The organism is Clostridium sp. AM54-37XD (assembly GCF_003478225.1).
Taxonomy (GTDB): Bacteria; Bacillota; Clostridia; order Lachnospirales; family Lachnospiraceae; genus Coprococcus; species Coprococcus ammoniilyticus.
In genome coordinates this window covers 170,096-195,842 of record NZ_QUEV01000006.1, presented here as the reverse complement: position 1 = coordinate 195,842, position 25,747 = coordinate 170,096, and the positions used below count along the sequence as shown (strand labels likewise).

Here is a 25,747-nt window from a genome sequence, read left to right as displayed (position 1 = left end):
CAGAAAGCCGGGATGTTATGCATCCCGGTTTTTTGATATAAAGGAGATAAAAGTATGGATAATATCGTCTGGAACAGGCCGATGATCGTTTTGAATAATATTGTTATAATGCCGGATACTTCCTCCCATCTGGATGTGATCAGCAAGGAATCCTGTGAAGCAGTTGCCAATGCGATGAAGGGTGATTGCAGCATCCTGCTGGTTACGGCAAAGGAAGTAAAGGAGAATGGAAAGATTCCTGATCTTTATCCGATCGGTGTTACAGCAAAGATCAAACAATATCTGAAAATGCCGAACAAAACAGTCCGTATTCTGATTGAAGCAGAAAAACGTGCAAGGATCGTTTCATTTTATAAGGAAGACGGAGCATATAATGCAGACTTTGAATATATAGATACAGAAGAAACAAACCATCTGGATGAAGTAGAGGAAAAAACATTGATCCGTATGCTTACGGATAAGCTCAGACAAGCATTTGCAAATGGAATGGGAACAAATAAGCTGTTATATAAAAAACTGCTTACGATCGATGACCTTGCAAAATTTGCCGATGGAGTGACAGAATTCATTCCTGCGCCATATACGAAGAAGCAGGAGATTCTGGAAACGCTCGATGTGAAAGAACGTGTAATGAAGATCCTTCAGACGATGGATGAAGAGATGGAGATTTTAGCCATCCGTCAGGAGATTCAGGAGAAATTACAGGATTGTGTAAATAAGCACCAGAGAGAATATGTTCTCCGGGAACAGATGAAGGTCATAAAGAAAGAACTTGGCGAGGATGATAATACAGAAAAAGCGGCAGATGAATATATGGAGCGCCTGCAGGAACTGACAGTTCCGGAAGAAGTCAAAGAGAAGCTTACGAAAGAGATATCCAGACTTCGTGCTTTGCCGCCTATGGCTGCTGAATCCGGCATCCTTACAAACTATATTGAGACGTTGCTCGACTATCCTTGGGGTAAATCCTCAAAGGAGAACGATAATCTCGAAAAGGCCATTAAGATTCTGGAACGGGATCATTATGGATTAGAAGAAGTAAAGGAACGTATCATAGATTATCTGGCTGTCCATATTTTAAACGAAAAAGGTAATATGCCGATTCTTTGTCTGGTTGGACCTCCGGGAACCGGTAAGACCTCGATCGCGAGATCAATTGCTACTGCGACAGGAAAAGAATATATCCGTATGTCGCTTGGTGGCGTTCGGGATGAAGCAGAGATCCGTGGACACAGAAGAACTTATATCGGTGCTATGCCGGGCAGGATCGCACAGTCAATCGCAAAGACAAAGACTGAGAATCCACTGGTACTGCTTGATGAGATAGACAAGGTAAGCAGCGACTACAAGGGAGATGTATCCTCTGCTCTGTTAGAGGTTTTAGACAGCGAACAGAATAATAAATTTTACGACCATTATTTTGAAGTGCCAATCGATCTGAGCAAAGTATTATTTATCGCAACAGCAAATGATGCATCCCTGATTCCGGGACCGTTAGCTGATCGTATGGAAATGATCGAGATCAGTGGATACACGGAAAATGAGAAGTTTAACATTGCGAAGCTGTATCTGGTCAATAAAGCGATTGAAAGAAACGGACTGACTAAGAAGCAGTTCAAGATCAATGGATCAGCGATCAAATATATCATCCGTCATTACACCAGAGAAGCAGGTGTGCGTGATCTGGAGCGGAATATCGATAAAATATGCAGAAAAGCGTGCAGAATGATACTTACAGAACATGTAGAGACTGTAAAAGTAACAAAGGAAATGATACCGCAGCTTCTCGGAACAGAGAAGTACATGGATGACAGCTATGATCTGACCAATAAAGTAGGCTCTGTACGAGGCCTTGCATGGACAGCGGTAGGTGGTGTAACACTTAATATAGAAGTAAATATTATGCCCGGAAATGGCAGCATACAGCTTACCGGTAAATTAGGAGATGTCATGAAGGAGTCTGCTGTTACCGGTTTATCGTATATTCGTACGATGAAGGAATCAGAGCCACTGGGTGAAGATTATTTTGAAAAGCATGATATCCACATCCATATTCCGGAAGGAGCAGTTCCAAAGGATGGACCTTCTGCGGGAATCACGATGGCAACCGCTATTTATTCCGCAATATTTAATAAGTCTGTAAGGGGAGATCTTGCGATGACAGGAGAGATTACTCTGAGAGGAAGTGTGCTTCCAATCGGTGGTTTAAAAGAAAAGCTTCTGGCAGCAAAAACGATCGGTATTAAGAAGGTGCTGATCCCTGAGATGAACCGCAGAGATCTTAATGATATCAGTGCAGAGATTACAGACGGACTGGATATTACCTGTGTGAAAACAATGGAACAGGTGCTTAGTCTTGCACTTGCAAAAGGAGAAAAGAAATGATAATTAAGAGTGCTGAACTGAAACAGTATGTGGAATTACAAGTACACTTCCAGAGACAGAGATGCCGGAGATCGCGTTTGCCGGTAAGTCAAATGTAGGAAAATCCTCACTGATCAATGGATTGTTAAACCGGAAGTCACTTGCCAGAACATCGTCACAGCCGGGTAAGACACAGACGATCAATTATTATAATATTAATCATGATCTGTATTTTGTCGATCTTCCGGGATATGGCTATGCACAGGTATCCGTAGAGATCCGTGCAAAATGGGGTAAGATGGTAGAACGGTATCTGCATACCTCAAAGCAGTTACGGCTTGTATTTTTGTTGATCGATATCCGTCATGAGCCGTCAGAGAATGATTGCATCATGTACGACTGGATCGTAAAAAATGGATATGAACCGGTGATTATTGCAACAAAGCTTGATAAGATCAAGAGAAGTCAGATTCAGAAGAATCTGAAGATCATCAGACAGAAGATCCAGCCAGTAGAGGGAACGATCATAATTCCTTTTTCTGCACAGACCAAGCAGGGAAAAGAAGAGATTCTGCAGCTGATCGAAGACCGGATTGCAGAATCAGAACCTGAATCTGAATAACTTATGAGCAGAAAAATGAAAAGATCATTTATATGTATTATAGAAATACATATAAATAATCAGGAATGTTTTTCACCTTTATCATCAGAATACAGCCAGAGAGTATTGACGAGATAGTCATATACTTCGGCACTTTTCGCACGCCAGTTATCACAGATAGCGATGGCGTGCGTTTTTGTTGGTACGTTAAATTTCAGATCGACCAGAGTTTCTTTCCGATCCTTGATCACGCAGGTAACGACGTATTCACCATAGTCATTTAAGGCATAATCGGCATAGATCTCGGATTCATTTTTCAGATTGATCTTCTGATTATCAAAATAATCGAGAATGTCCTGTTTAATCGCATAAGGAATACGATTTTCAAACATGCTTAAGGCTTCTTCACCTTTGTCAGTGATCTTATAATGAGAAGAAGACCGGATCGTGGATACATAGACAAAATCACACTCGATCAGTCCATTAATGGCTTCCTGAAGCGTGAAATAATTCGTATATCCCTTTGTCAGAACAAAATCGGAAATCTGGGAATTGGTTAGTGTGAAATCCACACGATCCAGCATGTATAATATAATTAATTTGTATAAGACGATCGATTCAGTATTCATAATAATATCCTTTGTATGTTTTGTAAGAATAAATGTATCACAAGAAAAGCATAAAATCAATGAAGCAATGCTGCGGTGAAAGAAAATGATTTACAAAACTTTTTTTTTATGCTATACTAAGGCTATTAAATACAACGCTCATATGGCATCCGGAGATCTGATAAGCAGGATGCACAGGTAAGTCATACAGTTGATATACCTGTTTCGAAAAGAATTCATTAGGATAATCCCCAAGAATAAGAATGTGTGTGAATTAAATAAAACGGATAAAATTGGAAGGAGTAAAAGATGGATTTCAAAAATGCATCATTAGAGGAATTGAAGCAATTCGTAAAGGAGCATAAGATAAAGGGTGTATCAGCACTTCGTAAACCGGCTCTGATCGAATTCCTTGAAAAAAATTATAGTGATGAAGCAGGACATGCGGAAGAAAAGCAGAACGTGAAATCACAGAAAAAAGATGCTGAAAAAATAAAAAAGACAGGAAGAACACGGAAACCGAAAAAGGCAGAGCCGCCAGAAAAAGCAGAACAGACTGAAAAAACGGAGCACACAGAGCAGCCGGAGAAATCCGAAGAAGATGCTGTAAAAAAAGTGGATAGAAACCAGACAGAAAATGGTCAGAGATCAGGAGAATCCGGAAGAAGACAGCATAGGAATACTGCCGGAAGACAGACCAACCGAAATGGAAAAAGACAGGACTATCGGTCACAGGGGTATAATAACAGAAATAACAATTCCAATCATGGAAACAATACACCAATTGTAAATAACGGAAGAAAAGACCATGTTCAGGAGAACAAACCGCTTGCAGCCGAGATGACAAAGCTGGAAATGAATATGGAAAAAGCAGTTCTTGAAAAGTCTGCAATGGAAGAGAAAAAAGTAGCTGTTGAAAGTTCTGTAGTATCAGAAAAGAAAGCAGCATATGAAAAATCAGTTATAGAAGAAAAAAATACGGCTGCAGATACAGAGATAAAAGCAGAGGTAAGAATGGAGACGAAGCTTGAGAACAGGCAGGAAGGATCATCTGCTCAGCAGGAACCAAATGGACCGGAGCTTGACAGCGGTAAGATGGCACATGGAATCCTGGAAGTAATGCAGGAAGGATATGGATTTATAAGAAGTGCCAATTATCTGCCGGGAGATCAGGATATCTATGTATCACCGGCGCAGATCCGTAGATTTGGACTTAAGACCGGAGATATCATAATGGGAAATATCCGCGTAAAGACGCAGGGAGAAAAGTTTGGCGCATTATTATATGTAGCTTCTGTCAATGGAGAAAGTCCTGCAAGCATTGCAGGAAGAAAAGCATTTGAAGATCTGACGCCGATTTTCCCGAATGAACGGATCAATATGGATGGGGAGGACAGCCCGATTCCGATCCGTATGATCGATCTGCTGTCACCGATCGGTAAAGGACAGCGTGGTATGATCGTTTCCCCTCCAAAGACAGGTAAGACAACCTTGCTGAAACAGATCGCAAAATGTATCAGTACCAGATACAGTGAGATTCATTTGCTGGTGCTTCTGATTGATGAAAGACCGGAGGAAGTAACGGATATCAGGGAATCCATAGAGGGACCAAATGTAGAAGTTATTTATTCGACATTTGATGAGCTGCCGGAGCATCATAAGCGTGTATCGGAAATGGTGATCGAACGTGCAAAACGATTGGTAGAGCAGAAGAAAGATGTCGTGATCTTACTTGACAGTATTACAAGACTTGCAAGAGCGTACAACCTTACAGTTCCACCAAGTGGAAGAACCTTATCCGGTGGTCTTGATCCTGCGGCGTTACATATGCCGAAGAAATTCTTTGGTGCTGCCCGTAATATGCGTGAGGGTGGAAGTCTTACGATCCTTGCGACAGCGCTGGTTGAGACAGGAAGCAAGATGGATGATGTCGTATTCGAGGAATTCAAAGGAACCGGTAATATGGAACTGGTGCTTGACCGGAAGCTCGCAGAAAAGAGAATCTTCCCTGCAATCGACATTGCAAAATCCAGTACCAGACGGGATGATCTGTTATTATCACCGGAAGAACAGGAAGTTGTATACGCACTTCACAAGATATTATCCGGTAATAAGGCAGAGGATATGCTGGAGGATGTACTGAAATTATTCGTCCGAACCAAGAATAATAAAGAGTTTATCTATTATGTTAAAAAATCATTATTAAGAAAATAAAAAAACACTTGCATTTCTATGTCGGTTTGTGTTAGAATACAAAAGCTGTGTTTTATGAAGAAGTGAGGCTGATGGCCTATTCTCATATATCAATAATATAATAAAGAGGTGAGATTAAATGAGAGAAGGAATACATCCAAATTATTATCAGGCAAAGGTTGTATGTAACTGCGGAAACGAATTTGTTACAGGTTCTACAAAAGAAGAAATTCATGTAGAAATTTGCTCAAAGTGTCATTCATTCTATACAGGCCAGCAGAAGGCAGCTAAGGCTCGTGTAGAATTGATATGTTCAACCGTAAGTACGGTGTTTCACAGTCAAACTAATAAAAAGGATGATAGGTTGAGGTTAAAGCTTTTAATCTCAGCCTATTTTTGTTTTAGGAAACAATTTTACGAGGTATAGAATTTGAAAAGAGCCAGAATAGGTGGTCAGGCGGTGATCGAAGGCGTAATGATGAAATACGAGGATCAGTACGCAGTAGCAGTCAGAAAGCCGGATCAGGAAATTGAAGTTAAAGTAGAAAGCTATACACCGATAGGTGAAAAATATAAAATCCTGAAATTGCCGATTCTTCGTGGAGTGGTTAATTTCTTTGAGTCGCTGGTAATTGGAGTTAAAACGCTGACATATTCAGCCGATTTTTATGAAGAGGAAGAACCGACTGGAAAGAGTGAAAATAAAGATGATTCCAGGTTGTCAGATACAGAAAGTAATAATGGAAGCGGTTCAGGTGAGAACGGCAGTAAAAACAATAAAAAAGAAAGCAGTACAGGAGATGATCTGATGATGATCGGAACCGTTATTGTATCACTTGCCATTGCGATCGCATTATTCATGCTGCTTCCGGCATTTATTGCAGGACTGCTTGAGCATGTGACAAAAAGCAATGTATTGATAGCGGTAGCGGAAGGTGTGCTTCGGTTGGTGATCTTTCTTGCATATGTAGTATTAATATCATTGATGAAGGATATCAAACGTGTATTTATGTATCATGGTGCAGAGCATAAGACGATCAACTGTTTTGAAGCAGGCGATCCGCTGACTCCGGAAAATGTAAAGAAACATTCCAGATACCATAAACGCTGTGGAACCAGTTTTTTGGTAGTCGTTATGATCATAAGCATTATTGTATTTATGTTTATAAATGTGAAGTCTATGTGGCTGCGATTGCTGTCGCGTGTACTTCTGGTTCCGATTATTGCGGGAATCTCGTATGAATTTATCATGTTTGCAGGCAGAAGTGACTCAAAGCTTGCGAATATATTAAGTGTACCCGGTATGTGGGTACAGCGTCTTACGACGAAGGAACCGGATCTTGAGATGTGTGAGGTGGCAATTCGTTCGGTAGAAGCGGTGATCGACTGGCGTGCTTATCAGGACGCTATGAAGCGTGGAGAGATCGAAGATTAAGAAGTTGAAATGATGCCAGTGAATGTAAAAGGAAATAGACGTATGACTCAGTATCAGCTTGTAACAGCAGGAAAAGAAAAACTGAACGAACATAATGTGCCGGATGCAGATATCGATGCAGAGTTATTATGGCTCTTTGTATCAAAGCAGGATAAGATGGCATATATTATGAACCGGCAGGAAGATGTTACCGAAACAATTCGTTCTTCCTATGAAGCGTTGATCGATAAAAGGTCAAAACGTATTCCGTTACAATATATAACAGGCATACAGTGCTTTATGGGGTATGATTTTGAGACTGCACCGGATGTACTGATTCCAAGATTTGACACAGAAGTTCTGGTGGAACAGGCAAACCGCTTGATTCAGGACATACATTCTGATAAGATGTCTGTGCTGGATATGTGCTGTGGTTCCGGGTGCATTGGATTGTCGGTAGCACTTATGAATCAGAATATTCATATAGATCTGTGTGATATCTCAGATTCCGCGATCGCACTTACGACAAAAAATGCGAAACGATTAGAAGTATCTGATTATACTGTTATAAAATCAGATTTATTTGATAAGATAGATAAAAGATATGATATGATCCTGTCCAACCCACCATATATAGAGAGCAAAGTGATTGACGGATTGATGCCGGAGGTTCGGGATTATGAGCCGAGGCTGGCATTGGACGGCGATGCGGACGGATTGAAGTTTTACAGAGCAATTATAGAAAATGCGGAGAGTTATTTAAATGAAAAAGGATATATTTTATTTGAAATTGGTAATCATCAGGCACATGATGTGCAGCAGCTCCTTGTAGATAAGCATTTTGAAGATGTACGCGTAGTGAAAGACCTCGCAGAAAATGACAGGGTTGTAATTGGAAGAAAAGCCTGAAAAAAGGCTGGATATATTAACAGACACATGAACAGGAAATGAGCATGTGCTGCAGGAGGATTATTATGTTTGATAAATTAGAAGATTTAGTAGACAGACTTGATACATTAAATAACCAGTTGACAGATCCGGATATCGTATCTGATCAGAACAAATTCCGCAAATTAATGAAGGAGCAGAGTGAACTGACTCCTATCGTAGAAAAGTACAAAGAATATAAAGATGCAAAACAGACGATCGAAGACAGTCTGCTTATGTTAGAAGAAGAAAATGATGAAGAACTTCGGGAGATGGCAAAGGAAGAACTGAATGAAGCAAAGGCAACTGTAGAAAAGACGGAAAATGAATTAAAGATTCTGCTTCTTCCAAAAGATCCGAACGATTCCAAGAATGTTATCGTCGAGATCCGTGCAGGTGCAGGCGGAGATGAAGCCGCATTATTTGCATATGAGATCTACAGAATGTATCAGAAATACGTTGATCAGTTCAAATGGAAAGTAGAACTGATGAGCGTGAATGAGAATGGAATCGGTGGTTTCAAGGAAGCGGTATTCATGATCACAGGTGATGGTGCATATTCCAAGATGAAATATGAGAGTGGAGTTCACCGTGTACAGAGAATCCCGAAGACAGAGTCTGGCGGAAGAATCCATACCTCAACTGTAACAGTTGCAGTTATGCCAGAAGCAGAGGAAGTTGATGTAGAGATCAATGAAAATGATATCCGTATTGATGTCATGCGAGCATCCGGTAATGGTGGTCAGTGTGTCAATACAACAGATTCAGCCGTTCGTCTGACACATATACCAACCGGTATCGTAATTTACAGCCAGACCGAGAAGTCCCAGCTTCAGAATAAGGCGAAGGCATTTGCGCTGCTCCGTTCCAAGCTGTATGATATGGAGCTTCAGAAACAGCATGATGCAGAAGCTGCAGACCGTAAGAGCCAGATCGGAACCGGAGATCGTTCAGAGAAGATTCGTACTTATAACTTCCCGGAAGGCCGTGTAACCGATCACAGAATCAAACTCACCTTGTATAAGCTGGAACAGATCTTAAACGGTGATCTGAATGAGATTATCGACAGTCTGATCGCAGCAGACCAGGCAGCCAAGCTTTCACAGGTGAATGAGGAAGAATAAAAGAAACCCTCGATATTGAAAAAAACAAGTTGGCATCTGCCTGATCCGGCAGATGCCATTTTTAAGTAAAAGAGGGTGTTGGCGAAATAAACCGAATAAATAGTTCAAATTGATTGACATATTTTTGAATAAGTGGTTATATTATATGTGGCTTAAATGGACATACTAATGATAATTTACAGATATGAAATGAGGTAGCTAGATGTATAAAAAGAATGTAAGGTTCTTTTTTGCTTTGTTCATGGGCAAACTGGCAAGAACCATGCAGAGAATGTTGAAGATGAACGCAAGTTATTTTCCGGGAAAGCTGGCAGTCAAGCTTTGTCCGGATTTCATGGGATGTATAGATAAACCGAAAACGATCATAACAGTAACAGGAACCAACGGCAAGACAACAGTATGTAATATGATCATAGATATTCTGGAGGCAAATGGCTATGACGTTTTGAACAACCGTGCTGGTTCTAATGTGAATGCCGGAGTAGCGAGTTCATTGATCGCAGGAAGTACTCTGACAGGAAAGGCAAAGAAAGAATATGCAGTATTTGAAGTCGATGAAAGAAGTTCAAAGCTGATCTATCCATACGTAAAACCAACATATGCGGTATGTACGAACCTGTTCCGTGATTCCATTCAGAGAAATGCAAACCCGGAGTTTATTTTTAACTTTATCAATAATAATATGCCAAAAGAATCACATCTGATCTTAAATGCGGATGATCTGATCAGTTCAAATCTTGGATCGGAAAATGAAAAAACATACTTTTCAATCAACAGACTTCCATCTGACCGGGAGGAATGTATTAATCTGATCAATGATATGCGGATCTGTCCAAAGTGTCATCATAAATTAAAATATAACTATGTCCGGTATCATCATATTGGAAAAGCTGTCTGTGAGTTCTGTGGATATACGTCACCGGAAGGCGATTATAAGGCAGATGTTGATTATGAGAACAAAGTAATAACAGTTACACATAATGAGAGCAGGGAACAGTATCCGATGATCAGCAACAGTACATTTAATCTGTACAATGAGCTGACTGCAGTTACCGCTCTTCGTGAATTTGGTTTGACAGGTGAGCAGATCCGGAACGCGATCCAGAATCTTAATATTGTGGAATCGAGATATTCCAGAAGTACAGTGGATGGGATCACGATAGTGACCAATATGGCAAAAGGACAGAATCCAATTGCATGTTCCTGTGTATTTGATTATGTGTCTAAGGAACCGGGAAATAAAGAGATCATTCTTTTGCTGGAAGATATATTTGACCGGAAAAATTCATCTGAAAATATGACATGGATCTTTGATACGGATTTTGAGTTCTTAAATCAGCCGAATATTACGAACATCGTAATAGGTGGTCTGCGGACGAAAGATTATAAGCTCCGTTTAATGATGGCCGGGGTTCCGGAAGAAAAGATCAAAGAGACAACGGATGAAGCAGGTGCATATAAATCCCTGAATCTGGATGGAACAGACAGTGTATACATTCTTCATGATATTCATGAAAATGATACAGCGCTTGTACTTCGGGATAATCTGAAACAATATTTGAAGGAAAGAGAGGCATAACAAATGGGAACAGATATTACAATAGAAGTTCTATATGGAGAATTTGCCAATCTTTTCGGTGAATTACAGAACGTAAATTATTTAAAAGACTGTATGCCGGAGGCAACAGTTATTTATACCGGCTTATATGATAAACCGGCATTTACAGAGGGCAGGGCAAACCTTGTATATATGGGAGCAATGACAGAGAATCAGCAGGAATTGGCGATTCAGGCATTGAAACCATATAAGAAAGAACTGGAAGAGCAAATCGAGGCTGGAACAGTATTTCTCTTTACCGGGAATGCAGTCGAGATCGTTGAACAGTACATTGAGAATGAAGATGGAAGTCGAATAGAAGGACTTGGTATTTTTAATACCTATGCAAAGAGAGATATGATGCATAGATATCATTCTCTTGTATTTGGACAGTATGAAGATATAAAGCTGGTTGGTTTTAAAGCGCAGTTCAGTCATTCTTATGGAGATAATTCAAAGGATTATTTCTATGATGTGATTCGTGGGGATGGTTTTCATCCGGGAATAAAACAAGAAGGTTTGAAGAGAAAGAATTTCTTTGCAACATATACAGTTGGACCATTTCTTATTATGAATCCGTTGTTTGTAAAGTATCTGATGCAATTACTTGGTATAAAAGAACCGGTTCTTGCGTATGAATCCGTTATTATGGAAGCATACAGACAGCGTTTGGAAGAGTTTGAAGATGAAAAATTAAAATATCAGTAAGAGAATATAAAGGAAAAACTTCCGGATATGACCTTGTATTGTAAAACAAAGGTTCCTATCCGGAAGTTTTTAATTTGCAAAGATACCAGGAGAGTTGGCGTTTTCGCTATATAAGTATATTAACAAATATTCACTTGACAAAAAACAGGTAACATGAAACTATGGATGTAGGATTTTTTGTTACAGGAAGGAATGGGAGGTTACTTAATATGGATATAAATAATACACCGCCGAATTTTGGCGGACAGCCAAATTATAATAACGTGCCGCCAAACTTTGGAGGACAGCCAAACTATAATAATGTGCCACCAAACTTTGGAGGACAGTCAAACTATAATAACGTGCCGCCAAACTTCGGAGAACAGCAGAATTATAATAACGTGCCGCCAAACTTCGGAGAACAGCAGAATTATAACACACCGCCAAATTTTGGATGGCAGTCAAATTACAATTATAAGCCAAGAAAATCAAGGCCGGGAGTGTCTCCGGAGCGTTTTGAGATCTTTGGAGGTTTTGCATTTGGGTATGCCATGATCTACAGTGTGCTGATGTATCGGAATTACGCAAGTATCTGTGCTGTATTCATGGCGGTTATGACCGTTTTGTTTATGAGCTTCAGTATCATGCGCCATGAGAAGAATCTGCCGGTAAATGACGGAGAATCGTTATCTTTTGGGAAACTTTTTGGAAAGCAGACGAAGCTGATTCCGCATTATGCAGGTATCCTTTTGCTTGGGGTATCAGTTTGCAGGACCGATGATTCATTTTTGATCGTTTTGGATCATCTTTGCATTTTATTCCTTGTGTGTGCAGGGCTTCTCCGGTATTTTGATGATCTTAAAAACATGGGATTTGTCGAATATGGTCTTACGGTTATCGAGAAGATGGCAGAGCCGTTTACCTGTTTTGACCGTTTTTTCTCAGACTACAGACAATATAACAGAGAACATGAAAATGCAAGAAAACGTGCGAAATTTGTCTATATTCTGATCGGTGTTGTCGTTGCGATTCCGTTGCTGTTCGTAATGATCAGCCTGCTTTCCAGTGCAGATCAGATCTTTGGAGATGCAGTTGAAACATTACTTGGAAATATTTTCCTATCATGGGATGCAATCTGGTTTCTTGTATTTGCATTTGCGGCGTTATTATTTACATATGGTATCATTGTGTCAGCACCGTTTGGAAGCAGATATCACAGACAGACAAAAGAAGGAACACATGAACCGATCATTGCGATCACGGCAATGGGACTGCTTACCCTGGTGTATCTGTTGTTTTCAGTGATCCAGATCCTATATCTGTTTACAAATAATATGTCACTGCCGGATGATATGACTTATGCGGAATATGCCAGACAGGGATTCTTCCAGCTTATGTTCGTATCGGTGCTGAATGTGATACTGGTGCTGATCTGTCATGCAATCTTTCGTAAAAGCACAGTGCTTAATATCGTACTGACTATTATGTCAGCCTGTACCTATGTGATGATCGCATCCTCGGCGCTTCGTATGACTATGTATATCAAAGCATATGATCTTACTTATATGAGAATACTGGTGTTTGCAGCACTGGCTGTTCTTGCTGTGGTACTTGCAGGAGTGATCGTCAGAATCTATACTGACCATTTCCCGCTGGTACGTTATTCGATGTTTGTGATCGTTACTGTATATATCATCGTATCGTTCCTTCGCCCGGCTTATCTGGTTGCCAGATATAATCTGGAAAATCAGGATCCGAAGGATGTGGATTTCCGGTATGTGACGTCACTTGGTGCAGATGGAGCGGAAGAAGTATATGAGTTCATTGTAGATAACTATATGACGGGACAGGATGATGATTACTACGAGTACGATAACTACCAATACGACGATTATTATAACAAATATAATAATTATAAGGATATCAAGGGATTCTCGTATAACAGAATGGAATGGTATTTTAATGGAATTCGGGATACCTATAAAGAAAAAGGTGCGATCCGTGGATTTAACTTTTCAAGGAACAAGGCAGAGAAGTATGCAAAACGTTTCTTTAAATGGTACGGGAAAGAAGAATAAAGTGCGTTAAATTAAGATTAAAATACGTTGCACCTATTGTAAAAAAATGGGAAATAGTATAAAATAAAACTAAATTTGGGGCATACAGATGAGAGGTCAGAATGCCGCCGGATAAAAGATGATTTTATGGAGGTAGTAGAAAAATGAAAAAAGCAACAAAGAGATTATTAGCTGCATTTTTAGCCCTTGCAATGGTATTCACATTATTAGCAGTACCTGCAACAAGCATGAAGGATGTCAGCGCTGCAACCAGTAAGACTGTGTATATTAACCCGTATAGTGACAGAGTCGTTTCCTATAAGCCGGGACGTGTAACTCAGGCATCCGGTGTTATCAGTATCATGGGATGTACAAAGGCATCTCAGATCAAAAAGTTAAAATGTTCAAACAAGAACATGAAAGTATCAGCCAAAGATGGATATATTCGTGTAGACTATGGAAAGAAAGCTGGTAAGGCAACTATTACATGTACAGTAAAGGGTGTTAAGCTGAAAACTACATTTACTGTAAAGAAATATACCAATCCTGTAAGTTCAATCAAGATTGGAAGCAAGAATTATACATCAAGCTTTGCAAAGAATACTTACACCTATACTTCGAAGAAAGTATCAAAGAAGACACTGAGTGTAAAGGCTAAAAAGGGATGGACCATTAAGTCAGTCAGCGTATATAATGGTGGAAGCAAATATTATAATGTAAATAAATCCAGTTATTCCAAGAAGATTACATTAAGTAAGAAATATTCAGATGTGATCGTTGTTATGTACCAGAAGAGTACAGGACTTACAGAGTCTTTAATGGTAACATACAGATAATTAAAACATAGAATTAATGAAAAGGTGTTGATATATATATCAGAACAGATTATATGTCAGCACCTTTTTGTTGTGCCTGTTTATAAGGTGTGGTATACTTTACATAGCGATTTGGTAAAATATATCATGTGGTTTTAAAAACCATATTTGCCATAAAATGGTAATGGAGGATGTTAAAATGAATGATTATGTTATATTGACAGATTCATCCTGTGATCTGCCGGATGATATCGTGAAGAAATATCAACTGGAGATCTTACAGCTTGATTTTATTGTTGAGGGCGAGGGAAGTTTTCATAATGATCAGGCAGATATTGAGAAAGTATATAGCAAATTAAGGAATGGGGCAAATATCAAGACTTCTGCAGCAAATATCTCGCAGGCATCGGAGGCAATAGAAGCTTTATTTAATCAGAAGAAAGATATCTTATATCTGGGCTTTTCATCCGGGCTTAGTTCTACTTATCAGACCGTGTATATGGCCGGTCAGGAATTGATGGAGGAGTATCCGGAACGAAAGATGGTCAGTGTTGATACTCTTGCGGCATCTATGGGACAGGGACTTTTGGTATACAAAGCATGTCAGGCAAGAGATGAAGGAAAAGGTCTGGAAGAAAATGCACAGTATATCGAAGATATAAAATTAAAACTGTGTCACTGGTTTACAGTAGACGATCTGTTTTTCTTAAAAAGAGGCGGACGAGTATCCGGTGTGACAGCAACAGTTGGCACAATGCTGTCGATCAAGCCGATCCTGCATGTGGATGACGAGGGACATCTGATCAATGTAAGTAAGGTCAGAGGAAGAAAAGCAGCGATCACAGAGCTTGCAAACCGGATGGAGAAGCTGGCGGTACATCCGGAAGATCAGGATATTTTTATCAGTCATGGTGATTGTATAGAAGATGCAGAGAAACTTGCTTCTATTATTAAAGAGAGATTCGGAAATGACAGGATCACGATATCCTATGTCGGTCCGGTGATCGGAGCACATTCGGGTCCGGGAACACTGGCATTGTTCTTCCTTGGAGAACACAGATAAACAGCTTCTTACAGAATAAGGATAGCCGGAACAAAGTTTGATTAAATAAAAAAATAATTGAGAATCATTCCTAATAACTATTGACATTTATCAAAAATTGTGTAAAATAGAATCATAGAAATTGATAACGTTTCTCAATAAGAATAATAATAGCAAAAAGCAAAGGAGATTTTAATTATGGCAAAGTTTGTATGTAGTGTATGTGGATATGTATATGAAGGAGAAGAAGCTCCTGCACAGTGCCCTGTATGTAAGGCACCTGCTGAGAAGTTTATCAAACAGAGTGATGATAAGACATGGGCATCTGAGCATGTTGTAGGTGTAGCACAGGGTGCACCGGAAGATATCATGGAAGATTTAAGAGCAAACTTCCAGGGCGAATGTTCAGAAGTTGGTATGTACCTTGCAATGGCTCGTGTAGCATTCAGAGAAGGCTATCCTGAGATTGGTAATTACTGGGAGAAGGCAGCTTATGAAGAAGCAGAGCATGCAGCTAAGTTTGCAGAGCTTCTTGGTGAAGTAGTTACAGATTCAACAAAGAAGAACCTTGAGATGAGAGTAGAAGCAGAGCATGGTGCAACTGCCGGTAAGACAGATCTTGCAAAACGTGCAAAAGCACTGAATCTGGATGCAATCCATGATACTGTTCATGAGATGGCAAGGGATGAGGCAAGACATGGAAAGGCATTTGAAGGTCTCTTAAAGAGATACTTCGGTTAATCATTCTATGAATGATCGTGCAGAATAGCACAGAACACTAATTAAGAAGTAAATATATAATACACTCTAATAAAAAATCCGGCTGACAGGAATTTCCCATCAGTCGGATTTTGTGTTAGTCTTTCAATTTAAAAGATGAAGTTCCATCGCCATCAAAGGTGTCAGGATCTAAGCCGCTTGTGGTTGCTTCAGATGTATTGTTATCTGAAAATGGAGTCGTTGGCTCCTGTGCATTGGGATCGGCATAGCCTGAATTCATGCTAGTGTTCATATCAGGAGTTGTTGGATTGCCATAAGCACCGGTATATGGTTCTGGCTGGATATCCGGACCGTATACAGTGTTCTTGTGACGGATAATACCTAATATAATGAGCAGGATACCAAGACCGAGAACTACAAGACCAATAATGATAGATGTACGGCATCCCTCTTTTGTCATGATCTTAATATAGTATGGAAGCATATAAGAATCCAGTGTAGCTTTTTCTGTGGAGGTAAGAGTGATATCATAGGCAGATTCATACATGTCGTAGATATAATTTCTCATATATCCCATAATCTCACTGTCTGATTTGCATAATTTGCCGATGTAGTGTAATGTACCCGGATCTGCACCTGACTGGGACCAGGTGTGATCGGATAAAGCTTCAAGCTCAGACTTTTTTGATTCAGCAATATTCAGTCCAATGTAGTATTCGTTGTCTTTAAGTGCACTTATCAGATAATACTGGTCTGTTGTTCTTTTGAATACATAATTTGTAGTTTCAACATTCTCACAGAAAGAATAAAAAGCATAGTCAACATCAATCTCTACATATTTTCCGGCATCCAGATCCTTTTCAGATGCGGTATTCAGATTGAGCAGATCCCCATTCAGTTTGCTGTAATCCCGGATTCCCTGAAAGGCAAATACGATCCCGATGATTATCAATATAATGCCTGGAATCAGGAGATCGGAAAATTTCTTCGTCCTCTTATTTTTGTTAAACATATAATGTCCTCCCATTTTTGTTTTTGTGAGCAAAATTCTTCTTTTTGTAGTACAATAGAATACAAGTTACGCTCTTTTGAAATTTTATCAAATCCGCCATTTTTCGACAATGTGAAATCTGCTGAAAAAAAGCAGCTATTATAAAGGTATACGGGATGTTTGAATATTATTTTTTGGATAATTTGACCAAAGTAAATTATTTTAGAAAAACACGGGAGAAGAAATGGCAAGATGAAAGAACAGTAAGGTAAAAGAATAAAGAATGAGTCGAATGAACATATCAGAAAAGGATTTAGACAGAGATGCAGAAGAATAATTCAACAAATAAAGCAAAATCCACAAATGCAAATAAAGCTAAAACTTCAGGCGGATCAAGAACAACAAATAGAAAAGCAAATAAAAATACAGACAGATCGGCAAACAGTAAGTTCTCATCAGGAAAAAGAAAGCAGAATACAGCAGAAAGTAAAAAAAAGTTTCTTTATATAATTCCGGTTATCATATGGATGGTATTTATATTCTATATGTCAGGAAAGACCGGACAGGAATCCTCCGGACAGAGTGGGAAGATCAGTTTGTTTATAACAAATCTCTTGGAAAAGGTACGGCAGGATTCACCGCAGGAGATGCAGAATCTACAAGATATTCTGGAGCTTGTTATAAGAAAGACTGCACATATGACAGAATATGCGATCCTGTTCTTACTTTCATATCTGGCAACGGTGAAGATATCCATGAGCCAGAGCAGATTTTATAACAGAAGCATAGCTGTCTTAATTTCGTTATTATATGCATGTTCGGATGAGATGCATCAGTTATTGGTTCCGGGCAGGAGCGGAAAAATGATCGATGTCGGGATCGATATGGCAGGAGTGTTGATTGTTCTAATATGTATGATTCTGTCTAAGAATACGAAATGGAAGATCATTTGTGGAGTACTTTTGGGAGTGCTGTTGGTTGCAGCATTTGTCGTTCTGCTATTTGTCCCGTTTTGAAAAACTGACGCAGGACTTCGATCATTTCCGTGTGCAGCGGTTTACTTCATGCTGAAAAAATGATATATTAATGAATATATGTTATGCCAAAAGGAGCCGGAGAAATGACATTAGAGGAAGTTAGAAAGCAGATCGACGTGGTTGATAAGCAGATCAAGTCGCTGTTTAAGGAACGAATGATACTTGCAGATCAAGTCGCAAGGGTAAAGGCGGAATCAGAGGATGCTATATATAAGCCGGATCGGGAAGAAGCGATCATAACGAAGCTGACCGGAGATGTAGACGACAGCATCAAGAAAGAATATACGGCACTGATCAAGCGTATTATGGAGGTCAGCAGAAAGTATCAGTATGGGAGAACATTAGAACTTCGTAATTGTCTGAATGTATCGTTTGTGACGGAGGAACCGAAGGTAAAGAAGCTTGCCATGCTGAAGCATGAACTTTACATATGTCAGGGCTATTCCAGAGATCTGGTAAATACGGTCAGTGATTATGAACAGGTCATGGAGCTGATCCGGAAGGATGAAGCAGATGCCGGAATGGGTATATTTGAGGATATCAGCTATGGCGTATCGGATTCCCTGCATGAAGCACTTGCCATGAATGATCTCTATATTTACAGGTGTGATGAGGTGTTGGACGAGGGACACCGGAAGAAGGTCGTTACATTCGGGAAACAACTGGTAGTTCTGCCGGAGCATAACCGGTTAAAGATCGTATTTGTATGCAAGAATAAGAGCGGAAGTCTGGCGAGTGTATTATCGATGATATCCGATTATGGCGTGAATCTGACCGAGATCCATTCGGTGCCGTTCCGTGGAGGAGAATGGAATTATCGGTTTTATATCGAGTTAAACGGAAACCTGCTTCAGAAAGAGATCCAGGCACTTGTATTCCAGTTGATAAATGAGACAGAGACATTTAAGATACTTGGAAGCTATTATTGTGAACAATAAATTTTTATATATAAGGGAGAAAAGACATGATAGACAAATTAGTAAAAAAAATCAAAGAGACAAAGGCACCGATCGTTGTTGGACTGGATCCGATGCTTTCCTATGTGCCGGAATATATAAAGAAGACAGCATTTGATGAATATGGTGAGACTTTAGAGGGCGCAGCGGAAGCCATCTGGCAGTACAATAAGGGTATTGTGGACGCAGTTCATGATCTGATCCCTGCTGTTAAGCCGCAGATTGCTATGTATGAGCAGTTTGGTATCGAGGGCTTAAAGGTATTCCAGAAGACGGTTGATTATTGTAAGTCAAAGGATCTGGTTGTGATCGCAGATATTAAAAGAGGCGATATCGGATCAACATCTGCAGCATATGCAGTCGGACATCTTGGAAAGGTTGCGGTCGGAAGTAAGACATATTCCGTATTTGGTGAAGATTTTGCAACTGTAAATCCATATCTTGGTACCGATGGAATCAAGCCTTTTGTAGATGTATGTAAGGAAGAGAAGAAGGGAATCTTTGTACTGGTCAAGACATCAAATCCTTCATCCGGTGAATTCCAGGATCGTCTGATCGATGGTAAGCCGTTATATGAGCTGGTTGGCGCTATGGTTAATGAATGGGGCAAAGATACGATCGGTGAGAGCGGTTACAGCAGTGTCGGTGCTGTTGTAGGAGCAACGTATCCAGAGATGGGTAAGGTACTTCGTAAGATCATGCCGAAGTCATTTATTCTTGTTCCGGGCTACGGAGCACAGGGCGGTAAGGCTGCTGATCTGGTACATTATTTCAATGAAGACGGACTTGGTGCGATCGTAAATTCATCCAGAGGGATCATTGCAGCATACAAGCAGGAGAAATATGCTTCATTTGGTGAAGCAAATTATGCAGATGCTTCCCGTCAGGCTGTTGTTGATATGATCGAAGATATCAACAGCGTATTATAAATATCGGATTTATCAGAAAAACAGTATGCAGTACACGATGCGTGGTGATAGTGGAGGCGTACAGATCATATGCAAGAGATCACGGGAGGACATAGATACATGGGAAAAGTAAAGATAACAGCAGAGGTTGTGAGCCAGACCTGTATAGCAACAGATATATATAGTCTGATCCTGAAAGCAGGGGAGATTGTATCGCAGGCGGTTGCAGGTCAGTTTGTTTCTGTATATTCAAAGGATGGAAGCCGCATGCTTCCAAGACCGATCAGTTTATGTGGAATTGATAAAGAAGCAGGTACGCTTCGTCTGGTATATCGTATCGCTGGAAAGGGAACAAATGAGTTCTCAAAATTACAGGCAGGAGATACGGTTGATATTCTTGGTCCGCTTGGAAATGGCTTTATGAAGGAGTCTGGAAAAGCAATTCTGATCGGTGGAGGAATCGGAATTCCACCGATGCTGCAGCTCGCAAAAGAGCTGGACTGTGAGAAGTCCATCGTACTTGGATACCGGGATGAGCTTTTCTTAAATGAAGAATTTGAACCATATGGTAGTGTGTATCTGTCTTCCGAAGATGGAATGCATGGAACAAAGGGAAATGTAATAGATGCGATCGAAGCATGTGCGGTAACCGGTGATATCATATATGCCTGTGGCCCGACTCCGATGCTTCGGGGAATCAAACAGTATGCGGCAGAGCAGAATATCCGTTGTGAGATTTCATTGGAAGAAAAGATGGCATGTGGTGTAGGCACCTGTCTTGCCTGTGTCTGTCAGACAAAGAATGTGGATGAGCATTCAAAGGTACACAATGCAAGGATTTGTGCAGATGGTCCTGTCTTTTATGCTGAGGAGGTGGAACTGTAATGAGTAAAGTAAATATGGCGGTAAACATCGCAGGAGTAGAATGGAAGAATCCAATTACAGTTGCATCCGGTACATTTGGTTCAGGTATGGAGTATTCGGAATTTGTCGATCTGAACCGTCTGGGAGCAGTTACGACAAAGGGTGTGGCAAATGTTCCGTGGCCGGGCAATCCGACACCCAGAATTGCAGAGACATATGGCGGAATGATGAATGCCATCGGACTTCAAAATCCGGGTATTGATACTTTTATAAAAAGAGATCTTCCGTTCCTTGCAAAATATGATACAAAAGTGATCGTAAATGTATGCGGAAAGTCAAAGGAAGATTATATAGATGTCGTAGAACGGCTGGCAGATACAGATATTGATATGCTTGAGATGAATGTATCCTGCCCGAATGTAAAAGAGGGAGGAATTGCATTTGGTCAGAAGCCGGAAGCTCTTTATGATATAACACAGGCAGTAAAGAAGGTTGCAAAGCAGCCGGTGATCATGAAGCTCAGTCCGAATGTTACAGATATTGCTGAGATGGCAAGAGCTGCGGAAGCAGGCGGAGCAGATGCACTGTCACTTATTAATACACTTACAGGCATGAAGATTGATGTTAAGCGTCGTACATTTGCTGTAAAGAATAAGACTGCCGGTGTATCAGGTCCTGCGATCCATCCGATCGCAGTACGGATGGTGTATCAGGTTGCAAATGCTGTCAAGCTTCCGATCATAGGCATGGGTGGTATCGCTACGACTGAGGATGCTCTTGAAATGATTCTGGCAGGTGCATCGGCAATCGCAGTTGGTACAGCAAACTTCAATAATCCATATGCAACAGTGGAGATTGCAGATGGAATTGAAAAATATCTGATCGAGAATCAGATTGATGATATAAATGAGTTAATTGGGTGTGTAAAATAAAAGATATTGGGTTATCTGCTTTACAGGATGTATTGGGGAGGCAGTTAGTTGGTTATGGAAAAACAATTTGAAGAAATTATATATTCCAGATATCAGGCACGTATCAGAGATATGAGGATTCTAAAGGTAGATGAGGGATTTGAACAGATCCTAGGTTACTCTGCGGAAGATGTAGAACGCTTACAGCTTCATGTAAAGGATATTATGCTAGATGAAGACTGGGAGGATTATACACAGATCATCTATACAAAGATGACGAGCCGGGGAGAAGCATATCTGGGACATCGGTTAAAAAAGAAAAATGGTGAAGTTATATATGTATTCTGTTTTGGGCGGGCATTTCAGTCGGAAGAAGGAGAAATGTGCGGAGAAATCCTTATTACAGATATAACAAATACCAAGAAGCTGTCGAAACAGCTTGAAAATCTGACCGATATTAATTCTGAACTTAATATGGAATTAGCGGATAAGAACCGTATGCTGGAGTCCATTCTCAATAATCTAGCGGGTGGTGTCGGAGTATTTGATATCGGAAATAAGAAAATTACAGTAGAATATATCAGTGAGAGCTTTTATAAGATGTTCAATCTGGAAAAAGGTCAGCTTGGTACAGAAGGAAATGAATATATCAATCTGGCATTTGAAGAAGATCGGAAAGAACTGAAACGACAGATTAAGGAGACCTTGTTGTCAAATAAGATGACAATTGGTGAATATCGCTTTATTAATAAAAATAATCCGGAATCATATTATTGGGTGCAGGTATGCCTGTCGCTCCTTGCAGCAAGAAAAAGCGTTTTTTCCATATGCGCTGTTTGTGTAGATATTACGAATAAAAAGAAAGAAGAACTGGAAAAGAGTGCACAGACCGAGATGTTGAAGTTAGTGGCGCAGGGAAGTGATGAACTCTTGTTTACCTATACGGTTGAAGATGACAGCATGGTTATATCTAAATATATGGATGGCAGAACCGTAACGGTTTTTGATGATAAAGATTTTATTGCAAACCTTGCTCAGTGTCAGTTGATCTACTCGGAAGACAAAAAAGAGGTATCAGACGTATTGGCTGAACTGACAGCTGTTAAGGATACCGAAACCGTTGAAATCAGGGTCGATTTTATCGGTAACGGTATGTATCTCTGGCATCGTGCAATGCTTGTCAGTGTTGCTGATACAAACGGTGTGGTAAAAAAGATTGTAGGTAAGTTGTATTCGATTCATGAGGAGAAACTGCAGAGTCAGGAATTAATTCTGCGTGCGGAACGTGATTCCCTTACAGGGGTTTATAATCATAGCACCTTTGTGTCTAAAGTATCCAGGTTTCTTGTGGAATTTGATGAGACGCTGTGTGCACTCTATATGATCGATCTGGATGATTTTAAATTAGTAAATGACGCATTGGGACATTATGCCGGAGATGATTTGTTGTGTGACACAGCAGTTGTTCTGGAGAGTGTTGCAAATACATATGGTGGATTTTGTGGTCGTCTCGGTGGAGATGAATTTTCTATGTTTATTCCGGATATAGTCGATGAAGATACGGCATGCATGGTTGCGAAGACACTTAATAAAGGAATTCGTGCGATTAAATGTAAGGCGGAGCACTCGGCATCAATCGGTATTGCAGTTGATACTATATCAAAGTCATTAAAATTCGATTCTTTATATTATAAAGCAGATCAGGCGTTATATTATTCCAAGCGGCAGGGCAAAGACCGCTGTATGCTTTTCTGTGAGAAGATGGATGAGGCTAAACCGGTATTAAATTCCAAGTTCAGCAGTTATTCGGATGAAGAGGATTATCTGTTGGATGACATCTCAGATGTTGTATATGTAACGGAGATGAATTCTTATAAGCTGCAATATATGAATAAGGCAGCCAAGCTTGGTGTTGGTCTGGATGAAGATGATACTTCTTATATTGACAAGCATTGTTATAAGGTGCTTCAGGGTATGGATCTTCCGTGCAGCTTCTGCACGAATAAGCTGTTATCAACGGAGAAGAGTTTTATCTCGCATCATAAGAATCTCAATAACGGAAAAGAATATGTTTTAAAAGACAGGATTGTAAACTGGCATGGAAGAAAGTGCCGTATGGAGATGGCTGTTGATATTTCTGATGCCGATAAAGTAACACAGGTTCTTTCTAACCGTTATGATATTGAGGATGCGTTGGTATCCAGTATTACACAGATTTCTACAGGAGTAGAGCATTCCTTAAATTACAGCAAACTGTTAGAAACACTTGGAGAGTATTATGGCGCAAAACATGCTTGTCTGGTGGAATGTGATTCCAATAAGTTATATGAATGTCATGAATGGAAATCAGCAAATAGTAATTCGTATGGGAAAAAACTGGAGATCTTTTATAAAGAAACTGTCCGGAAAGAACTGCAGAGTATATCTAGTAAAAAAGGTGCACTGATCATTAATCATATTTCGGACTACCCATACAAAACATCGGATCTGTATTCGTTTTTTTTGGAAAACAGGATATGGTCAATGTATTCTGTTCCGATCAAAGACAATAAGTCTGAGATTATTGGAAGGATCATTATCTTTAATCCGCAGCTTCACAGTGGTGACCTGAAGCTTATGAATCTTTTGTCTTTGTATATTGGAAATGATATTGTCAGCCGGGCGCTTGCAGAAGAACGAAATTATGAAGTGACGCATGATCGTATAACGGGAGCATATAATCGTATCTGCTATATGGATTATATAAACCGCAGACAGAATCTGGAATCAGTGGGTATCGTGATTATTGATATCAATGAAGTGCGTAATATATTTGATGAATTTGGACAGTCCTTTGTTGATAATCTGATGATTGATTATTACAGACTGTTAGATAAGGTATTTCCGAAATCCTGTATTTATCGGATTGGGGATGACGATTTTGCTGTAATTTGTGAGAATATTTCACAGTGTGATTTCCTGGATCAGGTTCGTGCATTGAAAGGTCAGCTTAAGATTGGCGATTTTACGGCATGTATCGGATATGTATGGGATGATTATGAGAAAGATATCAAGCGGATGGAAAACCATGCGTATGATATGCTCTATATGGAGAAACAGAAGTGGTACGATCAGAAGGATGAACATTCTTATAAATGGAGTACATTAACGAGAGAGCTTGTAAAAAAAGACATTAAAGACGGAATGTTCTTTGTGTATTTACAGCCGAAGGTGGACTATTCGAATGGTCGTTGTTATGGTGCAGAAGCACTGGTGAGATATGCCAAACCGGATAACCTCGCAAATGTGATCGATCGTCTGGAAAAAAGCAGAAATATAAAGTATATGGATCTCTTTGTGCTTGAAAATGTATGTAAAATGCTTATACGTTGGAAAAAAGAAGGGTATAATCTGATCCCGGTCTCCTGTAATTTTTCCAGAATATCTCTGTTGGAAGAAGATATGCCGGAGCGTATCAATGCGATTGTTGAATCTTATGGAGTTCCAAAGGATATGATCGAGATCGAGATTACAGAGTCTGTTGGTGAGATGGAACATGAGATGGTTACCAGAATTGCAAATAAACTGCATACTGCAGGTTTCAGGATTGCCATGGATGACTTTGGAACAAAATATTCCAATGTATCGATTCTTTCTTCTATGAAGTTTGATGTGATCAAGCTGGATCGGAGTATGGTTTATAATATAGACAAGAATATAGCCAGCAGAACGATTCTAAGACATCTGGTTGAGATGTGCACAGATCTTGGAGTGGAATGTATAGCGGAAGGAGTAGAGACCAAGGAACAGGCAGAATACCTGAAGGAAATGGGATGCAACCATATTCAGGGCTATCTGTATAGTAAGCCTGTGAATATTGAATCCTTCGAGCAGGTCTATATGAAGCGTGATGAATAAATAAAAAACTCCCTACAGTGATATCGACTGTAGG

19 protein-coding genes and 2 pseudogenes are annotated in these 25,747 nt (G+C 39.9%); 19 read left to right on the top strand and 2 right to left on the bottom strand.

The window, feature by feature from the left end; genetic code table 11:
- The first annotated feature begins 54 nt into the window (after positions 1-54).
- Positions 55-2,385, top strand: coding sequence for an endopeptidase La (lon, locus tag DXA07_RS07650; RefSeq protein ID WP_118484105.1), 2,331 nt, complete (start codon positions 55-57; stop codon positions 2,383-2,385).
- Positions 2,382-2,986: pseudogene (gene yihA / locus DXA07_RS07645) on the top strand (ribosome biogenesis GTP-binding protein YihA/YsxC). Before lon ends, yihA begins: the two are co-directional and overlap by 4 nt.
- A gap of 59 nt (positions 2,987-3,045) precedes the next feature.
- On the opposite strand, the gene DXA07_RS07640 reads toward yihA, so the two are convergent.
- Entirely contained in the window at positions 3,046-3,594 is a 549-nt protein-coding gene (locus DXA07_RS07640; protein WP_118484101.1) for a DUF4364 family protein, read from the bottom strand.
- A 288-nt stretch (positions 3,595-3,882) separates the two neighbouring features.
- Between DXA07_RS07640 and rho the strand changes: the two genes are divergently transcribed.
- The 11 genes and pseudogenes from rho (at position 3,883) to DXA07_RS07585 (ending at position 16,170) form a co-directional block, all read left to right on the top strand.
- Positions 3,883-5,787, top strand: a complete 1,905-nt coding sequence (gene rho, locus DXA07_RS07635; RefSeq protein ID WP_117822577.1) for a transcription termination factor Rho — start codon at positions 3,883-3,885, stop codon at positions 5,785-5,787.
- A gap of 118 nt (positions 5,788-5,905) precedes the next feature.
- Positions 5,906-6,114 (top strand): annotated as a pseudogene (gene rpmE / locus DXA07_RS07630) (50S ribosomal protein L31).
- A gap of 82 nt (positions 6,115-6,196) precedes the next feature.
- Positions 6,197-7,201: a DUF1385 domain-containing protein gene (locus DXA07_RS07625; RefSeq protein WP_021944160.1), complete on the top strand. Its 1,005-nt coding sequence runs from the start codon at positions 6,197-6,199 to the stop codon at positions 7,199-7,201.
- Between the two features lie 42 nt (positions 7,202-7,243).
- A complete protein-coding gene (gene prmC, locus DXA07_RS07620) occupies positions 7,244-8,089 on the top strand; it encodes a peptide chain release factor N(5)-glutamine methyltransferase (protein ID WP_021944161.1) in 846 nt (281 codons plus the stop codon).
- 65 nt (positions 8,090-8,154) lie between these two features.
- Entirely contained in the window at positions 8,155-9,231 is a 1,077-nt protein-coding gene (gene prfA, locus DXA07_RS07615) for a peptide chain release factor 1 (RefSeq protein ID WP_008400612.1), read from the top strand.
- Positions 9,232-9,433: 202 nt separating this feature from the next.
- On the top strand, positions 9,434-10,810 hold the full coding sequence (locus tag DXA07_RS07610) for a Mur ligase family protein (protein WP_118484099.1): 1,377 nt from the start codon (positions 9,434-9,436) through the stop codon (positions 10,808-10,810).
- Between the two features lie 3 nt (positions 10,811-10,813).
- A complete protein-coding gene (locus tag DXA07_RS07605) occupies positions 10,814-11,536 on the top strand; it encodes a hypothetical protein (RefSeq protein WP_021944163.1) in 723 nt (240 codons plus the stop codon).
- 209 nt (positions 11,537-11,745) lie between these two features.
- On the top strand, positions 11,746-13,593 hold the full coding sequence (locus tag DXA07_RS07600; protein ID WP_182427478.1) for a DUF4173 domain-containing protein: 1,848 nt from the start codon (positions 11,746-11,748) through the stop codon (positions 13,591-13,593).
- Between the two features lie 143 nt (positions 13,594-13,736).
- On the top strand, positions 13,737-14,408 hold the full coding sequence (locus DXA07_RS07595) for a hypothetical protein (protein WP_117807478.1): 672 nt from the start codon (positions 13,737-13,739) through the stop codon (positions 14,406-14,408).
- A 178-nt stretch (positions 14,409-14,586) separates the two neighbouring features.
- On the top strand, positions 14,587-15,450 hold the full coding sequence (locus tag DXA07_RS07590) for a DegV family protein (RefSeq protein WP_117822580.1): 864 nt from the start codon (positions 14,587-14,589) through the stop codon (positions 15,448-15,450).
- Between the two features lie 177 nt (positions 15,451-15,627).
- Entirely contained in the window at positions 15,628-16,170 is a 543-nt protein-coding gene (locus DXA07_RS07585; RefSeq protein WP_008400622.1) for an NADH peroxidase, read from the top strand.
- Positions 16,171-16,285: 115 nt separating this feature from the next.
- On the opposite strand, the gene DXA07_RS07580 is transcribed toward DXA07_RS07585, so the two are convergent.
- A complete protein-coding gene (locus DXA07_RS07580) occupies positions 16,286-17,161 on the bottom strand; it encodes a DUF6709 family protein (protein WP_118484095.1) in 876 nt (291 codons plus the stop codon).
- Positions 17,162-17,463: 302 nt separating this feature from the next.
- Here DXA07_RS07580 and DXA07_RS07575 point away from each other — a divergent pair, with 302 nt between their 5' ends.
- The 6 genes from DXA07_RS07575 (at position 17,464) to DXA07_RS07550 (ending at position 25,713) form a co-directional block, all read left to right on the top strand.
- Entirely contained in the window at positions 17,464-18,156 is a 693-nt protein-coding gene (locus DXA07_RS07575) for a VanZ family protein (protein ID WP_118484093.1), read from the top strand.
- A gap of 104 nt (positions 18,157-18,260) precedes the next feature.
- Positions 18,261-19,115, top strand: a complete 855-nt coding sequence (locus tag DXA07_RS07570) for a chorismate mutase (RefSeq protein WP_117822583.1) — start codon at positions 18,261-18,263, stop codon at positions 19,113-19,115.
- 26 nt (positions 19,116-19,141) lie between these two features.
- Positions 19,142-20,062, top strand: coding sequence for an orotidine-5'-phosphate decarboxylase (gene pyrF, locus DXA07_RS07565; RefSeq protein WP_008400628.1), 921 nt, complete (start codon positions 19,142-19,144; stop codon positions 20,060-20,062).
- A gap of 99 nt (positions 20,063-20,161) precedes the next feature.
- Positions 20,162-20,926, top strand: a complete 765-nt coding sequence (locus DXA07_RS07560; protein ID WP_118484091.1) for a dihydroorotate dehydrogenase electron transfer subunit — start codon at positions 20,162-20,164, stop codon at positions 20,924-20,926.
- On the top strand, positions 20,926-21,837 hold the full coding sequence (locus DXA07_RS07555; RefSeq protein ID WP_118484089.1) for a dihydroorotate dehydrogenase: 912 nt from the start codon (positions 20,926-20,928) through the stop codon (positions 21,835-21,837). The genes DXA07_RS07560 and DXA07_RS07555 overlap by 1 nt, the downstream gene beginning before the upstream one ends.
- A 54-nt stretch (positions 21,838-21,891) precedes the next feature.
- The gene (locus DXA07_RS07550) at positions 21,892-25,713 is read left to right on the top strand and encodes an EAL domain-containing protein (protein WP_118662769.1); all 3,822 of its coding nucleotides are present in this window, start codon (positions 21,892-21,894) and stop codon (positions 25,711-25,713) included.
- Positions 25,714-25,747: the final 34 nt, after the last annotated feature.